This is a genomic window from Endothiovibrio diazotrophicus (assembly GCF_054657215.1).
In genome coordinates this window covers 76,971-93,171 of record NZ_BAAHXB010000001.1, presented here as the reverse complement: position 1 = coordinate 93,171, position 16,201 = coordinate 76,971, and the positions used below count along the sequence as shown (strand labels likewise).

General features: G+C 67.7%; 15 protein-coding genes. 3 read left to right on the top strand and 12 right to left on the bottom strand.

Annotated features, from left to right (window positions below):
* Nucleotides 1-10 precede the first annotated feature (10 nt).
* From ACYQ2W_RS00385 to ACYQ2W_RS00345, 9 genes are all read right to left on the bottom strand, one after another.
* A complete protein-coding gene (locus ACYQ2W_RS00385; RefSeq protein ID WP_459862270.1) occupies nt 11-1,213 on the bottom strand; it encodes a methyl-accepting chemotaxis protein in 1,203 nt (400 codons plus the stop codon).
* Nucleotides 1,214-1,490: 277 nt separating this feature from the next.
* Nucleotides 1,491-2,564 (bottom strand): protein-glutamate methylesterase/protein-glutamine glutaminase, encoded by a 1,074-nt coding sequence (locus ACYQ2W_RS00380; protein WP_459862268.1) that lies wholly within the window; start codon nt 2,562-2,564, stop codon nt 1,491-1,493.
* 36 nt (nt 2,565-2,600) lie between these two features.
* Nucleotides 2,601-3,248 (bottom strand): chemoreceptor glutamine deamidase CheD, encoded by a 648-nt coding sequence (gene cheD / locus ACYQ2W_RS00375; RefSeq protein ID WP_459862265.1) that lies wholly within the window; start codon nt 3,246-3,248, stop codon nt 2,601-2,603.
* A 7-nt stretch (nt 3,249-3,255) separates the two neighbouring features.
* A complete protein-coding gene (locus ACYQ2W_RS00370; protein WP_459862263.1) occupies nt 3,256-4,110 on the bottom strand; it encodes a CheR family methyltransferase in 855 nt (284 codons plus the stop codon).
* A gap of 46 nt (nt 4,111-4,156) precedes the next feature.
* Complete coding sequence (locus tag ACYQ2W_RS00365; RefSeq protein ID WP_459862261.1) at nt 4,157-4,681, bottom strand: STAS domain-containing protein; 525 nt, start codon at nt 4,679-4,681, stop codon at nt 4,157-4,159.
* Nucleotides 4,678-5,436, bottom strand: a complete 759-nt coding sequence (locus ACYQ2W_RS00360; protein WP_459862259.1) for a ParA family protein — start codon at nt 5,434-5,436, stop codon at nt 4,678-4,680. Before ACYQ2W_RS00360 ends, ACYQ2W_RS00365 begins: the two co-directional genes overlap by 4 nt.
* Nucleotides 5,437-5,483: 47 nt before the next feature.
* Complete coding sequence (locus ACYQ2W_RS00355; RefSeq protein ID WP_459862257.1) at nt 5,484-6,074, bottom strand: chemotaxis protein CheW; 591 nt, start codon at nt 6,072-6,074, stop codon at nt 5,484-5,486.
* Between the two features lie 23 nt (nt 6,075-6,097).
* Nucleotides 6,098-8,215 carry a chemotaxis protein CheA gene (locus tag ACYQ2W_RS00350; protein ID WP_459862255.1) on the bottom strand — a complete coding sequence of 706 codons (2,118 nt, stop codon included), beginning with the start codon at nt 8,213-8,215 and terminating at the stop codon, nt 6,098-6,100.
* Between the two features lie 46 nt (nt 8,216-8,261).
* On the bottom strand, nt 8,262-8,624 hold the full coding sequence (locus ACYQ2W_RS00345) for a response regulator (RefSeq protein WP_459862253.1): 363 nt from the start codon (nt 8,622-8,624) through the stop codon (nt 8,262-8,264).
* Nucleotides 8,625-8,848: 224 nt separating this feature from the next.
* Between ACYQ2W_RS00345 and ACYQ2W_RS00340 the strand changes: the two genes are divergently transcribed.
* From ACYQ2W_RS00340 to ACYQ2W_RS00330, 3 genes are all read left to right on the top strand, one after another.
* Complete coding sequence (locus ACYQ2W_RS00340; RefSeq protein ID WP_459862251.1) at nt 8,849-9,970, top strand: carbohydrate porin; 1,122 nt, start codon at nt 8,849-8,851, stop codon at nt 9,968-9,970.
* Between the two features lie 321 nt (nt 9,971-10,291).
* Entirely contained in the window at nt 10,292-11,683 is a 1,392-nt protein-coding gene (xseA, locus tag ACYQ2W_RS00335; protein ID WP_459862249.1) for an exodeoxyribonuclease VII large subunit, read from the top strand.
* Between the two features lie 17 nt (nt 11,684-11,700).
* Nucleotides 11,701-12,582 (top strand): peptidoglycan DD-metalloendopeptidase family protein, encoded by an 882-nt coding sequence (locus ACYQ2W_RS00330; protein ID WP_459862413.1) that lies wholly within the window; start codon nt 11,701-11,703, stop codon nt 12,580-12,582.
* Nucleotides 12,583-12,692: 110 nt separating this feature from the next.
* On the opposite strand, the gene ACYQ2W_RS00325 is transcribed toward ACYQ2W_RS00330, so the two are convergent.
* The 3 genes from ACYQ2W_RS00325 to ACYQ2W_RS00315 all read right to left on the bottom strand — a co-directional run bounded on the left by ACYQ2W_RS00325 (nt 12,693) and on the right by ACYQ2W_RS00315 (nt 16,159).
* On the bottom strand, nt 12,693-13,166 hold the full coding sequence (locus tag ACYQ2W_RS00325) for a Fe-S cluster assembly transcription factor (RefSeq protein WP_459862247.1): 474 nt from the start codon (nt 13,164-13,166) through the stop codon (nt 12,693-12,695).
* Between the two features lie 217 nt (nt 13,167-13,383).
* Entirely contained in the window at nt 13,384-14,736 is a 1,353-nt protein-coding gene (locus ACYQ2W_RS00320; RefSeq protein ID WP_459862245.1) for a phosphohexomutase domain-containing protein, read from the bottom strand.
* Complete coding sequence (locus ACYQ2W_RS00315; protein ID WP_459862243.1) at nt 14,729-16,159, bottom strand: mannose-1-phosphate guanylyltransferase/mannose-6-phosphate isomerase; 1,431 nt, start codon at nt 16,157-16,159, stop codon at nt 14,729-14,731. The genes ACYQ2W_RS00320 and ACYQ2W_RS00315 overlap by 8 nt, the downstream gene beginning before the upstream one ends.
* Nucleotides 16,160-16,201 lie beyond the last annotated feature (42 nt).

The following is a 16,201-nucleotide window of genomic DNA, read 5'->3' as shown; positions in this document are numbered from 1 at the left end:
CTGATGGCCGCTAGAAAAGTTCCACCTCTCCCTCTTCCATGGACTCCTGGGGAACCGGTTTGTGACGTTCGGTGGTCCATTGGCCGCGCAGCGCTTGCAGCTCTCCACGGATGGAGAGGATCCGTCCGGTGTAGCGGGAGAGGTCACCATCCTCGCGGGCGGACTCCAGGCCGTCGAGGTTCTGGCGCAAGGTGGCGGAAAAGGCGGAGAGCTGATCCAGCTGGGTGTTGGCGAAACCGAGGATCTGGGTCACGATGTCCTCGAACTGCAGCGCGCGCACCGCCAGACCCACGCCGTCGTTGATCTCGCCGGTGATCTCCGCCACCCCGGCCAGGGTGCCACTGATCCGATCCTCCAGGTTCGCCAGCTCGGCCAGCATCTCGTCGGCCTTGCCCTTGCCGTTGATCGCCACGTTCATGTCCTTGGCGGCGATCTCGCCGATGATGTCGCGTGCCTCGTTGACGGTGGTCTTGGCCTGCTCGACCTGGCTGCGGATCTGCTCGTTGAACGCGTTGGAGTGGCGCGAGAGCTTGCGCACCTCGTCGGCGACCACGGCGAAGCCACGCCCGGCATCCCCGGCGCGGGCCGCCTCGATCGCCGCGTTGAGCGCCAGCAGGTTGGTCTGGTCGGCGATGGTGCGGATGTCGGCCACCAGGGTGAAGATGCCGTCCATCTGCTGGATCATGTCGTCGATCTTGTAGACCGTCTCGATGCTCTGCTTGGAGATGTTGACCAGCAGATCGATGAGGAAGTGGAGGACCTCGCCGGTCTCCTCGATGACGTCGTGCATGGTCACCTTGCGCTCGCCCTCCTCGCGCATCGCGCCGGCCATGCTCTCGACCAGTGCGGTGACCATCCGCTGCTGACGCATCGCCTGCTCGTTGAGGGTGGTAAAGCTCCGGCTGAGGGAACCCACCGCCTCACGGACGATCTCCTGCATCTGGTCGTTGTCGCGGCGCAGGGCGGCGAGCTCCTCCTCGACGATGCCGGTGATATCGTCGATCAGCCCGCGCAGGGCCCCCTCCAGCTCCTCCACGCCGGTGCGCTCACCGCTCGCCCGCGACACCTCGCGGCGACGACCGGAGAGCGCCGCATTGACCGCCCAGGCGGCGCCGGTGAAGGCCACCGCCAGCATCGAAACGATCGGCGACGGGAAGAACAGCGGCAGCGCCGCCGCCGCCACGGTCGCCGCGGCGGCAGGCCAGAAGGTCAACACCCCCCGTCCGTCATTGTTCGGCTGATCCAACGTAACCCCTGAATCTTCTTCTAATTTCGGTTGCAACCGTCGAGCACCGCCAACTCCGTTTGCGTTTCCTGTCCGGATTTTCCGTCGCGGACTTCACAGGCGGGCGCCGACTCGTAAGATCCGAGGATCCGCATCCATCGGGGTATCCCGCGGTTCCGTTTGACTGAACGGTGACCTGCGCCCCATGCAGGCACCAGGCGGGGTAGTGTAACGCCTTCCATCCGCCAACACCCAACGGTGCGGATCAGCGCGCGCTCGCCAGTTGCAGGATCCGCTCGGCCACCTTCAGCAGCGGCAGCACCTCACCCGCGCCCCCCAGCTTGACCGCGGCCCCCGGCATCCCCCATACCACCGAGGTCTTCTCGTCCTGGGCGATGGTCGGCGCACCCGCCTCGCGCATCTCCTTCAGGCCACGGGCGCCGTCATCGCCCATCCCGGTGAGCAGCACCCCGATGGCGTTCTGCCCGGCGTTCTGCGCGACCGAGCGGAACAGCACGTCGACGCTCGGCCGGTGGCGGTTGACCGGCGGCCCGTCGCTCAGCCGGCAGACGAAGCGGGCGCCGTCGCGGGCGAGTAGCAGGTGGTGACTGCCGGGGGCGATGTAGACGTGGCCCGGCAGCACCTGCTGGCCATCGCGGGCCTCGAACACCTTGACCGCCGAGCAGCCGTCCATGCGCTGGGCAAAGGGGCCGCTGAAGGCCTCCGGGATATGCTGGGCGATGACCATGCCGGGGGCGTCGGGGGGCAGTCGGATCAACACCTCCTTGATCGCCTCGGTGCCGCCGGTGGAGGCGCCGAGGGCGACCACCCGGTCGGTGGTGCGGAAGTGACGCGGGTGGGCCCCCTGCTTGATCACCGCGTCGGCGGAGTACTTCGGCACCACCGCCGGGACGCTCGTGCGCTCCAGGGTGCGCACGTGGGCGCCGGCGGCCGCCTTGACCTTCGCCACCAACTCCTCGGCGTAGTCGCGGAAGGTGTGGGCGAGGTCCACCTTGGGCTTGGAGACGAAGTCCACCGCGCCCAGCTCCAGCGCCCGCAGGGTGGTGTCGGCCCCTTTCTCGGTGAGCGAGGAGACCATCACCACCGGCATCGGCCGCAGCCGCATCAGGTTGCCGAGGAAGGTCAATCCATCCATCCGCGGCATCTCCACGTCGAGGGTCAGCACGTCGGGGTTGAGCGCCTTGATCTTCTCGCGGGCGGCGTAGGGATCGCTGGCGGCCCCCACCACCTCGACGTCCGGATCGGCGTTGAGGGTCTCGGTGAGGATCTGCCGCACCAGCGCGGAATCATCGACGATGAGTACTCGTACCTTGGCCATGGATCACATCTGTCGAGCAGCCTCTCCGGGAACGCCTCAGAAGAGCTCGATCTCTCCCTCCACCGGTTGCTGTTTGAGGGCATCGAGGTAGGCGTTCTCCCGCGCGAGGATGGTGTTGTTGTGCAGCGAACGAAGCTTCTTCACCCGCACCTTGCCGGTGGTGGGGAAGAAGTAGACCTTGCGCGGGTAGATGTCGCCGACGTCCTCGGCGGAGAGTCGCAACCCCTCGGTGTGCAGGTAGTCGTGAACGAAGGCGATGTTGCGCCGGCCGATGTCGGTCATCTGGGCCAGGATGCGGCCGCCGCCGAACACCTTCACCTCCAGGTTCTCGCGCCGCCCGCCGTTTTTCAGGATGTCGTTGATCAGGTGTTCCATGGCGAAGTTGCCGTAGCGGGTGGAGTCGCTCAGGTCCGAGCTGCGCCAGGCGTCGGAAGCCCCCGGGCTGACGGCGGAGCTGGGCAACATGAAGTGGTTCATGCCACCGATGCCGAAGACCCGATCACGCACGCAGGCGGAGACGCAGGAGCCGAGCACGGTGACCACCGCCTCCTCGTGGAGGGTGACGTAGTACTCGCCCGGCAGGATCTTCGCCGTATAGACGTCGTGGAGCGGATCCCAATAGCGGTTGATGTGGCCGAATCCCTTCAGGGGCCGCTTCGGCGGATGGGGGCCCTGCCTGTCCATTGCGGGATTATATCCGCTTCCGGTAGATGGTGTTGCCGAGCGGATCGAAGCGCTCGGTCACCTTGAACAGCGATTCGGAGTGGCCGATGAACAGATGCCCCTGCTCGGGCATCAGGTCGGCATAGCGGTCGAACAGGCGACGCTGGGTCTCCTTGTCGAAGTAGATCACCACGTTGCGGCAGAAAATCACGTCGATCGGCCCGCGGATCGGCCACTCGTGCATCAGGTTGAGCTGCTTGAAGGTGATCATCTCGCGCAGCTCGCCGGCCACCTTCACCAGGCCCTCCCGCGCCCCGGTGCCGCGGCGGAACCAGCGGCGCAGGCGCTGGCCGCTCAGCCCGCTCACCCGCTCCAGGGTGTAGACCCCGCGGGCGGCGGTGGTCACCATGTTGGAATCGAGGTCGGTGGCCAGGATGCGCACGTCCCAATACTGCCCCGGCGGCAGTGCTTCGCGCACGGCGATGGCGATGGAGTAGGGCTCCTCGCCGCTGGAGCAACCGGCCGACCAGATGCGGATGCGGCGGTCCGCGCCCTTGCGGCGCATCAGCTCCGGCAGCAGCGTCGTGGTGAGGAACTCGAAGTGGTGGTTCTCGCGGAAGAAGGCGGTGAGATTGGTGGTGATGGCATTGATGAAGTTGACCAGCTCCTCACCGCTCTGGTGGTCGAGCCGTTGGAGATAGACGTCGAAACTGGTCAGCCTCAACTCGCGCAGCCGCCGCGACAGGCGGCTGTAGACCATGTTCTTCTTGGCATCCGAGAGATGGATCCCGGCGTTCTGCTTGACCAGTTCGCGGATGCGTGCGAAGTCCCGGTCGGTGAAGACGAACTCGCGTCCCGGTGCGCCCCCCTCCGATCCTGCCATGGGCGTTCGGTCCGTTGCTGCGCAGGTCGACGTGGGTCACCGCCGCTCAGGCGGCGAGACCCAACGCCTCCCCCAGGTCGAGGAGGCGTGCGGCCTCGCGCAGCGGCGCCGCCGGCTCGCCGCGCCACTCCAATCGCCCCCCCAGCCCCTTCAGCTCGCGGCCGTAGGCGGCCAGGAGTTGCACCCCGGCAGCATCCACCCGCTCCAACGCCGTGGCGTCGAGGGCCGGCTGCCGCCCCTGCCGCAGCACCTCGACCAATCGCTCGTAGAGCTCACCGACATGGGCGATGTCGAGGGCCTCGCCGAGGACGACGACCCCCTCGTCGAGCGGCTCCACGGCCGCCACCGACTCCGCCGCCGACTCCGCCGCCGTGGCGACTTCGCGGCCGTCGTCCGCGGCTTCGGCCGCCGCTTCCAGCGGAGCGGAGGCCGGCTCGGGCGGCGCCGGCCGGGTGGCCGGCGGAACGGGCGGGATGGCCGCCGGAGCGGGCGCCGGCGCGGCCGACGTCTCCTCCTCGCGCATCCAGGCCAGGGGATCGAAACCGATCAGACTCTCGTGCTCTTCGCTCATTTCAACGCCCTCCCGAGGGCGAGATCCTCAGCCAGGGTGCGGTAGTCCTCCGCACCACGGCTCTCACCTTGGTATTCGAATACGCTCTTGCCGAAGCCGGGGCTGATCGCCAACTCCTCCGACTCGCGCACCACCGTCGCCAGCACCTGCCCCGGAAAGTAGCCGAGCAGGGTCTTGCGCACGTCCCATCCGAGGCGCCGCCCCTCGTCGAAACGGGTCAACGCCAGCAACTTGCCGTGGTCGATCTTCAGCACCTTCTCGATGTGGCGGACGATGCCGAACAGCCGGGAGAGCCCCTGCAACGCCAGATAGTCGGCGGAGACCGGGATCAGCAGCTCGCGGGTCGCCAGCAGGGCGTTCATCGACAGCAGCCCCGAGGAGGGGGGGCAGTCGATCAGCAGGTAGTCCGCCTCGCCGTGGAAGGCGTCCAGCGCCCGCTTCAGCAGCCAGCCGCGCTTGGCCCCGCCCTGGGCAATGTGCTCCAGCTCGCCCAGCTTGACCCCCGCCGGCACCAGGTGGAGGTTCTCGCGTACCGGCCGCCACATGGCCTCGATCGGCACCTGCTCCAGGATCACCCGATCCAGCCCGCGCACCGCGCGGTCGGTCACCCCGAAGCTCACCCCCAGGTGGCCCTGTGGATCCAGATCGAGGGCCACCACCCGTTCCCCGCGCAGTGCCAGGGCGTGGGCGAGGTTGAGGGTGGTGGTGGTCTTGCCTACCCCTCCCTTCTGATTCATTACCGCGATGATGCGCATCCAGATCCTCGCCGGACAGCGGAGCCCGATTCCCGAAAGTGAGGGGCCTACTGTAGCGTCGGCGCCTCGGTTCCGCGAGCGCCGTCGCGATGACTGCGGCGGGAGGGGCGCCGGCTCAGGTCCACCTCGTCGAACTCCTCGACATTGAGCAGCTTGTCGCTGTCGAGCAGGATCACCATCTTCTCGCCGACGGTGGCCAGCCCGCGCACGAAGTCGGTGCTGATGACGCTGCAGAAGTCCGGCGGCGGACGCATCTCCCTGGTGGCGACGTTGTAGACGTCGGAGACCGCGTCGACCACGATCCCCATCACCTTGGAGGCATTGCCCTCGCCCACCTTGAGCACGATCACCACGGTGCGCGGACCGTAGGGGATGCTCTCCAGGGCGAAACGCTCGCGCAGGTCGAGGATCGGCACGATGGTGCCGCGCAGGTTGATCACCCCCTTGATGTAGGCGGCGGTATTGGGCATGGCGGTGACACTCTCCCAACCCTTCACCTCCTGCACCCGCAGGATGTCCACGCCGTACTCCTCACCGGCGAGGATGAAGGTGAGGTACTGGTTGGTGTCGGCGTTGACCTCGAAGCCCTCCTCGGCGGCTTCGTCTCCCGGGTTCGGTCGCTTCACCTTATCGGTCATTAGGTTCTTCTCCCCTGCGGCGATCAGGCGGCCTGGCTCTCACCGGAGACCCGGTCGCTCAGGCTGATCAGTCCGGAGATGTCAAGGATCAGGGCGACGGTGCCGTCGCCGAGGATGGTAGCCCCGGAGATCCCCTCCACCTTGCGGAAGTTGCTCTCCAGGCTCTTGATCACCACCTGCTGCTGGCTCAGCAGGTCGTCGACGAACAGCCCCACCTTCTGGCCGTCCCCCTCCACCACTACCAACAGCCCGTCCCTCAGGTTGGTGCTGTCGGGGACGATGCCGAAGACGTCGTAGAGGCGGACGATGGGGATGTAGTCGTCGCGCAGCTTGTAGAGCTCCGCCTGGCCGGCGATGGCGTTGATCTGCTCGGCGCGGGTCTGCAGGGTCTCGATGATCGAGACCAGCGGGATGATGTAGGTCTCCCGGCCCACCCGCACCAGCTGACCGTCGAGGATGGCCAGGGTCAGCGGCAGGCGGATGGTGAAGGTGGAGCCCTTGCCCACCGCGGAGCGCACCTCGACGGTGCCGCCGAGATCCTTGATGTTGCGCTTCACCACGTCCATGCCGACCCCACGGCCGGAGACGTCGCTGACCACCTGCGCGGTGGAGAAGCCGGGCTGGAACAGCAGGTCATAGACCCGTTCGAGGGGCAGGTTCTCCTCGGCACCGACCAGACCGCGCTCACGGGCCTTGGCGAGGATCGCCTCCGGATCGATCCCCTTGCCGTCATCGGTGATCTCGATGACGATGCTGCCCCCCTTGTGATAGGCGTTGAGATGGACGGTACCCACCTCCGGCTTGCCGGCGGCGAGCCGCTCGGCCGGCGATTCGATGCCGTGGTCGAGGGAGTTGCGCACCAGGTGGACCAGCGGGTCGCCGATCTTCTCCATCACCGTCTTGTCCAGCTCGGTCTGCTCGCCGGAGATCTTCAGCTCGACCTCCTTGCTCAGCTTCTGACAGAGATCGTGGACCATCCGCGGGAAGCGCGAGAAGGAGAAGGAGATCGGCAGCATGCGGATGCTCATCACGCTCTCCTGGAGCTCGCGGGTGTTGCGCTCCAGTTGGGCGAGACCGTCGCGTAGCTGCTCCAGGCGGCTCATCTGGAACTCGGCGCCCATCTGGCCGAGCATCGACTGGGTGATCACCAGCTCGCCGACGAAGTTGATCAGGGCGTCGATCTTGTCGATGCTCACGCGGATCGAGCCGGTCTCGGGGGTAAGCGGCTTCTTCGCCCCGCCCTTGCGCGCCGCCGCGGGTGCCGCCACCGACGGTCCCGTCGCCGGGGAGGCGACTGGAGAAGCCGCGGGATGCGCCCGCGCCGCGACGGTGGCCGGGACCTCGACCTGCTGCGGTCTCTCCTCCGCCACCGGCGGCACGGCCACGCTGGCCGGGGCCGGGGCCGGAACCGCCCCGCCGATCGGGGCGATCTCCAGCTCGCAATCGCCGTCCACCCATTCGAAGACCTCGTCCACCTGCTCGCGGGGAATCGCCCCCTTCAGGGTGAGGGTCCAGGCGGCATAGGCCTCTTCCGGCTCCAGATCGGCCAGGGCCGGCAACCGGGAGAGGTCGCTCGCCACCTCCAGCTCGCCGAGGCTGCGCAGCTCGCGGAACATCCGCACCGGGTCGTTGCCGGTGCGCATCAGGTGGGGCAACGGACGGAAACGGATGGTCCACCCGATGATCGCCTCCCGCGGGTCGGGGGCGGGTTCACCGGAAGCCGCAGCCGGTGCCGCGGCACCGGCCTCGCCGCCACCGGTGAGCAGCGCCTCCATCTGGCCCGCCAGGGCGGCGATGCGCTCCTCGTCCAGCGTCTCCTTGGCGCGCACCGCGGTGAGCATCTCGCGCAGGCAGTCCACCGATTCGAGCAGCAGGTTAACCGTGCCCTCGGTCACCGCCCGCCGCCCGTCGCGCATCTCGTCGAGGATGGTCTCCATCTTGTGGGTGAACTCCGCCACCGCGACGAAGCCGAAGGTGGCGCTCCCCCCCTTGATCGAGTGGGCGGCGCGAAAGATGGTGTTGATGGCCTCCGCGTCCACCCCGCTGGTATCCAGTTCCAGGAGTCCGGACTCCATCACGTCCAGCCCTTCGAAGCTCTCCTCGAAAAAGGTCTGGTGGAACTGCTCGAGGTCGATATTCATTGTTCTGCTACCCCCGGGCGAAGAGTTTCGATCGACACTGAGCCGGCTAACCCAGCACCTTCTTGACGGTGGCCAGCAGCTGGGTCGGATTGAACGGCTTGACGATCCAGCCGGTCGCCCCCGCCTGCTTGCCCTCCATCTTCTTTTCCGGGGCCGACTCGGTGGTCAAGGTAAGGATAGGTGTAAATTTGTAGTTGGGCAGCGCACGCAGTTGGCGAATCAGGGTGATCCCATCCATGTTGGGCATGTTGACGTCGGTCAACACCAGATCGACCTTCCGATTCTTGGCGCTCTGCAGCGCCTGCACCCCGTCCGCAGCCTCGACCACGTCGTAACCGGCCCCCTTCAGGGTGAACACCACCATCTGGCGCATGGAAGCGGAGTCATCCACCGCGAGAATCGTTGCCATTCCAAGCCTCCGGAAAAAAAAACAGAAAATGGGGATTCCGAGTAATAGCCGGTGATTATAAAGACCAGCGCGCAAATGTCAGGTGATTTGTCCGCCCCACCGCATCGCCGTACCGCAATCCCTTCCTTTTCCGCAAACGTCACCGAATCCATCGCCCCGTCTTCGCAATGGACTCCGCTTGCGGCAAAATGTGCGCATCAGGAAAACCCAACGGACCCCCCGCCATGCACCACCACCGACTCAAGCCTCTGCTCACCGCCCTGCTGCTGACCGGCCCCGCCGCCGTCCCGGCAGCCGAATCCGGAGCCTCCTTCGAAGGGGGCGTCACCGCCATCTTCCAGGATGCCAGCGGCAGCCGCATTCGCCACGACGGCACCTTCTCGGTGGACCTGGTGGCCACCCTCCCCGCCGGCCGCGGGGTCTGGACGGTCTATCTGGAGGGGGGCAACGCCCCGGCCGACGACGGCCCCGCCGCGCTGCTCGGCGAGGCCAACGGCGACGCCGGCTCGGCCCTCGACAGCAGCGGCAACGGCCGCCTTCAGCTCTCCGAGCTGCACTACGCCCTGCCCCTCGGCGACGGCACCCTCACCGCCGGCCTGATGGACACCAGCGCCTTCCTCGACACCAATGGGGTGGCCAACGACGAGACCGCCCAGTTCCTCAATGCCAACCTGGTCAACAACCCCACCATCGGCTTCCCCGACTACACCCTCGGGGTGGCATGGCAGGGCACGCTCGGCGGTGGCCCCGGCTTCACCCTGGTGGCCGCCCGCTCCCACGGCCTGGGTGACGACTACGCCTCCTACTCCAGCCTCTTCGACAACGACATCGAAGACGTCGATGGGGACGGCCAGCCCGACGACAAGGGGCTGTTCCTCGCCGGCGAGCTGGCCTGGGCGGTGGGCGAGACGGCGCTCCAGGCCGGCCTGTGGGCCAACACCTCCGACCACGCCCACCTCGACGGCAGCGCCGGCACCGACAACAACGCCTGGGGCCTCTACGGCCTCGCCGAGGGGCCGATCGGCGGCCACCTGAAGTGGAACCTGCGCGCCGGCTGGGCCGCGCCGAAGCTTTCCGAGGCCAACGCCTTCCTCTCCGGCGCCCTGGAGATCCCCACCGAGCTGGCCACCGTCGGCGTCGGCGCCGGCCGCACCTGGGTCTCCGACGATCTGGCGGGGGGCAAGGACACCTCGGTAGCCGAGCTCTACGGCCGTTTCGCCCTCACCGAGCAGTTCGCCGTCACCCCGTCGGTACAGTGGATCGGCAACTCCAACTTCGACGGCAGCGGCACCGTCCACGACGACGACGAGTGGGTGATCAGCGTGCGCGCCCAGCTCGATTTTTGAGGGGCGGGGCGCTGGGGGCGCCCACCCCTCGAAAATCGCGTATGGGGTTGATGGGAGTGGGGTTGTGGTAATCGGAAAGGTCCTCGTGTAGTCATGCTCCGTTGTCTCCGGTTGCCGTAGGTCGTCGCTACCGCGGCGACGTGAACGGAGGCACTCCCGCGAAACCTCACGCCAATCTCTCCGAATGGGACGAAACCGTCGGAAAGCGACTGCCAATTCGAATCCCGCTGCCTCCGTTCGCGTCGCCGCGGTAGCGGCAACCTGCTCGCCGCCCGGCGCCCTCCTTCCCTCCCCGCCCGTTTCCCTTTACCCTTGCCGCCCATGTCCTCCCCCACCCCGCAGGCCGCGCGTGAGCGTCTGGTCCTCACCGTCAGCCAGCTCAACCGCGAGGTGCGCGCCACCCTCGAAGGGAGCTTCCCGCTGCTCTGGGTGGAAGGTGAGATCTCCAACCTCGCCCGCCCCGCCTCCGGCCACCTCTACTTCTCGCTGAAGGACGGCGGCGCCCAGGTGCGCTGCGCGCTGTTCCGCAACCGCGGCCAAGGGCTCCGCTTTCGCCCCGACAATGGCCAGCAGGTGCTCGCCCGCGGCCGGGTCAGCCTCTACGAGCCGCGCGGCGACTACCAGTTCATCGTCGACTCCCTGGAGGAGGCCGGCGGCGAGGGGGCGCTGCGCCGAGCCTTCGAAGAACTGAAGAGGAAGCTCGCCGCCGAGGGGCTGTTCGACGCCGAGCGCAAAAAACCACTGCCCACCCTGCCGCGGGCCATCGGCGTGGTCACCTCCCCCTCCGGGGCAGCGGTCCGCGACATCCTTACCGTGCTGCGCCGCCGCTTCCCGGCGATCCCGGTGATCCTCTATCCCACCGCGGTACAGGGCGAGGGGGCGGCCGAGTCGATCGCCTCGCAGATCCTCACCGCCGACGCCCGCAACGAGGTGGACGCGCTGATCGTCGGCCGCGGCGGCGGCTCCCTGGAGGACCTCCAGGCGTTCAACGAAGAGGTGGTGGCGCGCGCCATCGACGCCTGCTCGATTCCCACGGTGAGCGCGGTGGGCCACGAGATCGACTTCACCATCGCCGACTTCGTCGCCGACCGCCGCGCCCCCACCCCCTCGGCCGCCGCCGAACTGCTCGCCCCCGACCGCAACGAGTGGCTTGCCCGCCTGCAACGGGAGGTCAACCGGCTGGAGGCCGCCCGGCGCCGGTGGATGGAGGGGCGCCGCCAACGCATCCAATGGCTCGACCAGCGGCTGGAGCGGCTCCATCCGGGACGCCGGCTGGAGCAGCGCGCCCAGCGCCTCGACGAACTGGAGGGCCGGCTACGCCGTGCCTGCGCCCACCGCCTCAGCCGGCACGGCGGTACCCTGCGCGAGCTCTCCGCCCGCCTCGCCCGCCACCTGCCCAGCCACCGGGTGGAGCGGCTGCGCGACCGCCACGGCCAACTGGCCGGGAGGCTGCGGGGAGCGCTCGAACACCTGCTGGAGCGGCGCGGCCACCGCCTCGCCGCCGCCGGCCGGGCGCTGGAGGCGGTCAGTCCGCTGGCCACCCTGTCGCGGGGCTACGCCATCGTCCGCCGCGATGACGGCCGGGTGATCCGCGCATCCTCCGAGGTCGTGGAGGGCGACCGGCTGGAGGCCCGTCTCCACCGCGGCCGTCTCACCTGCCGTGTCGAAACCATCCATTCGCCAAAGGAAGAGAAAAAGGAGGTCCGCAAATGAACGCAAATGCACGCAAATTGAAGAACAGTCACCCTCTTATTCGCGTTCATTCGCGTTCATTGGCGGACAAGATCCTTCTTCTGCTACTGCTTATTCCCGCCGCGGCCTCTGCGCTACCGCGAAACGATCCGGTGCCCGGCGGGGTGGCGCTGGTCCCGCTGGAGGCCGCGGGCGACGCCCGCCCGGAGGTGCGCTACCGCCAGCGCAAGGTGCTGGTGCTGCGCGACGGGGATCAATGGACCGCGGTGGTCGGCATCCCGCTCTCCGCCGAGCCGGGGGAGCAGCAGGTGGTCGAGCGGCAGGGGGGGCGGGAACTCACCCATCCCTTCCACGTCGAGTCCAAGGCGTACACCGAACAGCGCCTGACGGTGAAGAAGAAGTACGTCGCACCCAGCGCGGAGCAGCTCGCCCGCTACCGGCGCGACCGCGAGAGCATCAACCGGGCCAAGGCGAGCTGGCTGACCCCCGCGACCATCGAGACCGACTTCGACCTGCCGGTCCACGGCGTGCGCAGCAGCCCCTTCGGCCTCAAGCGCTTCTTCAACGGCGAGCCGCGCAGCCCCCACAAGGGGCTCGACATCGCCGCCGCCGAAGGGACCCCGGTGAAGGCGCCGGCCGGCGGCACGGTAGTGGGGGTGGGAGACTACTTCTTCAACGGCAAGACCGTCTTCATCGACCACGGCCGCGGCCTGCTCACCATGTACTGCCACCTGAGCCATATCGACGTCGAGCCGGGGCAGGCGATCGGCCGCGGCGAGGTACTCGGCAAGGTGGGCAAGACCGGCCGGGTCACCGGCCCCCACCTCCACTGGAGCGTGCTGCTCAACCGCACCCTGGTCGATCCGGGGCTGTTCATCAGCGAAGAGGACTTGGCGAGCCTAGTGCCAACCAAGGAATAGAGTAAGAAATATTAACCGCAGATTAACGCAGATTAGCGCAGATTCAGACGAAAAAAATCTGCGTTAATCTGCGTTAATCTGCGGTTCGATTTCTTCCTCTTTGCGGGGCGTCAGGCAGCTGAACGGTGCAACGGCTGCTCGCGGGCGCCGACGTCGTCGATCCGCTCCGCCGCCAGGCGAACCTCGGGGCGGTTCACCAGATCGGAGAGCGAGATCCCCGAAAGGAAGGTGAAGATCTCGTTGCTCAGGTCACACCACAGCTCGTGGGTCAGGCAGGTCACCCCGTCGCGGCAGTTCTGTTTACCGAGGCAGCCGGTGGCATCGACCTTCTCATCCACCGCGCTGATGATCTCGGCGATGGTCACCTCGGTGGCCGGCCGCGCCAGCCGGTAGCCGCCACCGGGGCCGCGGATCCCCTCGACCAGCCCGTTGCGGCGCAGGCGGGCGAACAACTGCTCCAAGTAGGAGAGCGAGATGCGTTCGCACTGGGAGATGTCAGCCAGGGTGACCGGCTTCTGGTGCTCGTGCAGCGCCAAATCGAGCATGGCGGTGACCGCGTAGCGGCCCTTGGTGGACAGTCTCATAGCTGGGTTCCTCCCGGCCCCCGGCGGTCTTCACCGCGGGATGCCAATAACCGATGAAAGTACATGGTTTTGAGTTATATGATACCCAAGCTATTTAGTCAACCTTTTATCCAATAATTTTCCTGGGAAATAGAGGGAGCGATCGGCGAGTAGGGTAGAGTATCCGAACCGGCGCGACTTCGATCAGCGCCGTTTTCCGACACGAAGGGCAGGAAGATCAATCTTGCAGCAGGGCGAGCAGTTCGGCGGTACGCGCCTCCATCAGGGCGCGGTCGCCGCGGGACTCGACGTTGAGGCGCAGCAGCGGTTCGGTGTTGGACTTACGCAGGTTGAGGCGCCAGTCGGCGAACTCCAGGCTGAGGCCGTCGAGGTTCTCCTCGCGTAGCGCCTCGTGACCGTAGCGCTCGCGCACCGCCGCGATGGCCCCGTCCGGGTCCTCCAGGCGGGTGTTGATCTCGCCGCTGGCGGGAAACAGCGCCTGGCGCTCGGCGACCAGCTGCGAGAGCGGTTGGCCGCTGCGCGAAAGCAGCTCCAGCGCCAGCAGCGCGGGAATCATCCCACTGTCGCAGTAGGCAAATTCGCGGAAGTAGTGGTGGGCGCTCATCTCACCACCGTAGAGCGCATCCTCGGCGCGCATCCGCTCCTTGATGAAGGCGTGGCCGGTCTTGCTCTGGATCGGCTCGCCCCCGGCGGCACGCACCACGTCGATGGTGTTCCAGGTGAGGCGGGTGTCGTGGATGATCTTGGCCCCGGGGTGATGGGCGAGCAGCGCGCTCCCCAGCAGGCCGACCAGGTAGTACCCCTCGATGAATTCGCCCCGCTCGTCGAAGAAAAAGCAGCGGTCGAAGTCGCCGTCCCAGGCGATCCCCAGGTCGGCGCCGTGCTCGCGCACCGCGCTCGACGTCCCCGCGCGCCGCTCCGGCAGCAGCGGGTTGGGGATACCGTTCGGAAAGCGCCCGTCCGGCTGAAAGTTCACCTCGACCAGCTCGATCGGCAGGTGCCGCGCCAGCTCACCGAAGACCAGGCCGGCGCCGCCGTTGCCCGGGTCGGCCACCACCTTGAGCGGCTGCATCGCCGCGGGATCGATGTAGCCCAGCAGGTGCTCGATGAAGGCGCCACGGCTCTTCAGGGGCGTCACCCGCACCCCCGCCACCGGCGCTCCAAACTCCCCCTGCGCGGCCAGCCGCTCGATCTCGAACAGCCCGCTGTCCCCGCTGATCGGTCGCGCATCCTCGCGCACCAGCTTCATGCCGTTATAGTCCATGGGGTTGTGGCTGGCGGTGACCATCACCCCGCCATCCAGACCGTGATGGAAGGTGGCGAAGTAGACCTCCTCGGTGCCGCAGACGCCGATGTCGAGCACCTCCACGCCGGCGTCCACCAGCCCCCGTGCGAGCGCCGTGCAGAGCGCTTCGCTGGTCAGCCGCACGTCGCGCCCCACCACCACCCGCCGCGGGCTCAGATGCGCGGCGTAGGCGCGGCCGATGCGATAGGCCAGCCCCTCGTCGAGCTGATCGGGAATGCGGCCGCGGATGTCGTAGGCCATGAAGCAATCGAGCCACTCACCCATCGCCGTTGCCCTCGCGGCCGTAGTAGTCCTCGAAGCGGACGATGTCGTCCTCCCCCAGATACGACCCCGACTGCACCTCGATGATCTCCAGCGGGATGATGCCGGGGTTCTCCAGGCGATGCCTCACCCCCACGGGGATGTAGGTGGACTGGTTCTCCGCCAGCATCACCACCTCCTCACCGCGGACGATCCGCGCCGTGCCCTTGACCACGATCCAGTGCTCGGCGCGATGGTGGTGCATCTGCAGCGAGATGCTGGCACCGGGGTTGACCCGGATCCGCTTCACCTTAAAACGCGACTCTTCGTCGATAGTCTCGTAGCAGCCCCACGGACGGTAGACCTTGCGATGGAGCACCGCCTCCTCGCGGTTCTCCGCCTTCAACCGATCGACCAGCGCCTTCACCTCCTGGGCGTGGTCACGGTGGGCCACCAACACCACGTCGGCGGTCTCCACCACGATGTGGTCGTTGAGCCCCACCGCCGCCACCATCCGCTCCTCGGCGTGGATGAAGCTGTCGCGCACGTCGTGCAGCAGCACGTCACCCTTGACCACGTTGCCCCCCTCGCCGCGCTCGCCCACTTCCCACAGCGCCGACCAGGAACCGACGTCGCTCCAACCGGCGTCGAGCGGTACCATCACCGCATCGCCGGTGTGTTCCATCACCGCGTAGTCGATGGAGTCGGCGGGCACCGCCGCGAACGCCTCCTCGCCGACGCGCACGAAGTCGGCATCGCGCCGCGCCTCCCGGTGGGCCAGACGGCACCCCTCGGCGATCTCCGGACGGAACCGCTCCAGCTCCTCCAGATAACGCGAGGCGCGGAAGGCGAACATGCCGCTGTTCCAGTAGAAATCCCCCGCCGCAACATAGCGCTCGGCGGTGGCCAGATCGGGCTTCTCCACGAACTCGGTGACCACGAAGGCCACCCCCTCCGCCCCCTCGACCCGTGCACCGCCACGGATGTAGCCATAGCCGGTCTCCGGCCGCTCGGGCACGATGCCGAAGGTGACCAGGTGCCCCGCCTCGGCGTGCGCCACCGCGTCGCGCACCGCCAGCAGGAAGCGCTCCCCCTCGCGGATCAGGTGATCGGCCGGCAGCACCAGCAGCACCGGATCATCGCCGTCGGCCATCGCCTCCAGCGCCGCCATGGCCACCGCCGGGGCGGTGTTGCGGCCGACCGGCTCGAGCAGGACGCGTCGCGTCCCGCCGACCGCCTCCATCTGCTCGGCGACCACGAAGCGGTGGCGGCTGTTGCACACCACCAGCGGCCGCTCCACCCCGGCGAGGCCGTGCAGCCGCGCGGCGGTCTCCTGGATCATCGTCCGCTCGCCGGTCAGCGCCAACAGTTGCTTGGGATAGGCCTCACGGGAGAGGGGCCAGAGACGGCTGCCGACGCCGCCGGAAAGGATTACGGGAAGGATCATTCGGGAGGGTATTTCCAAACAGGGCCGGGGTCTCGCCCACCC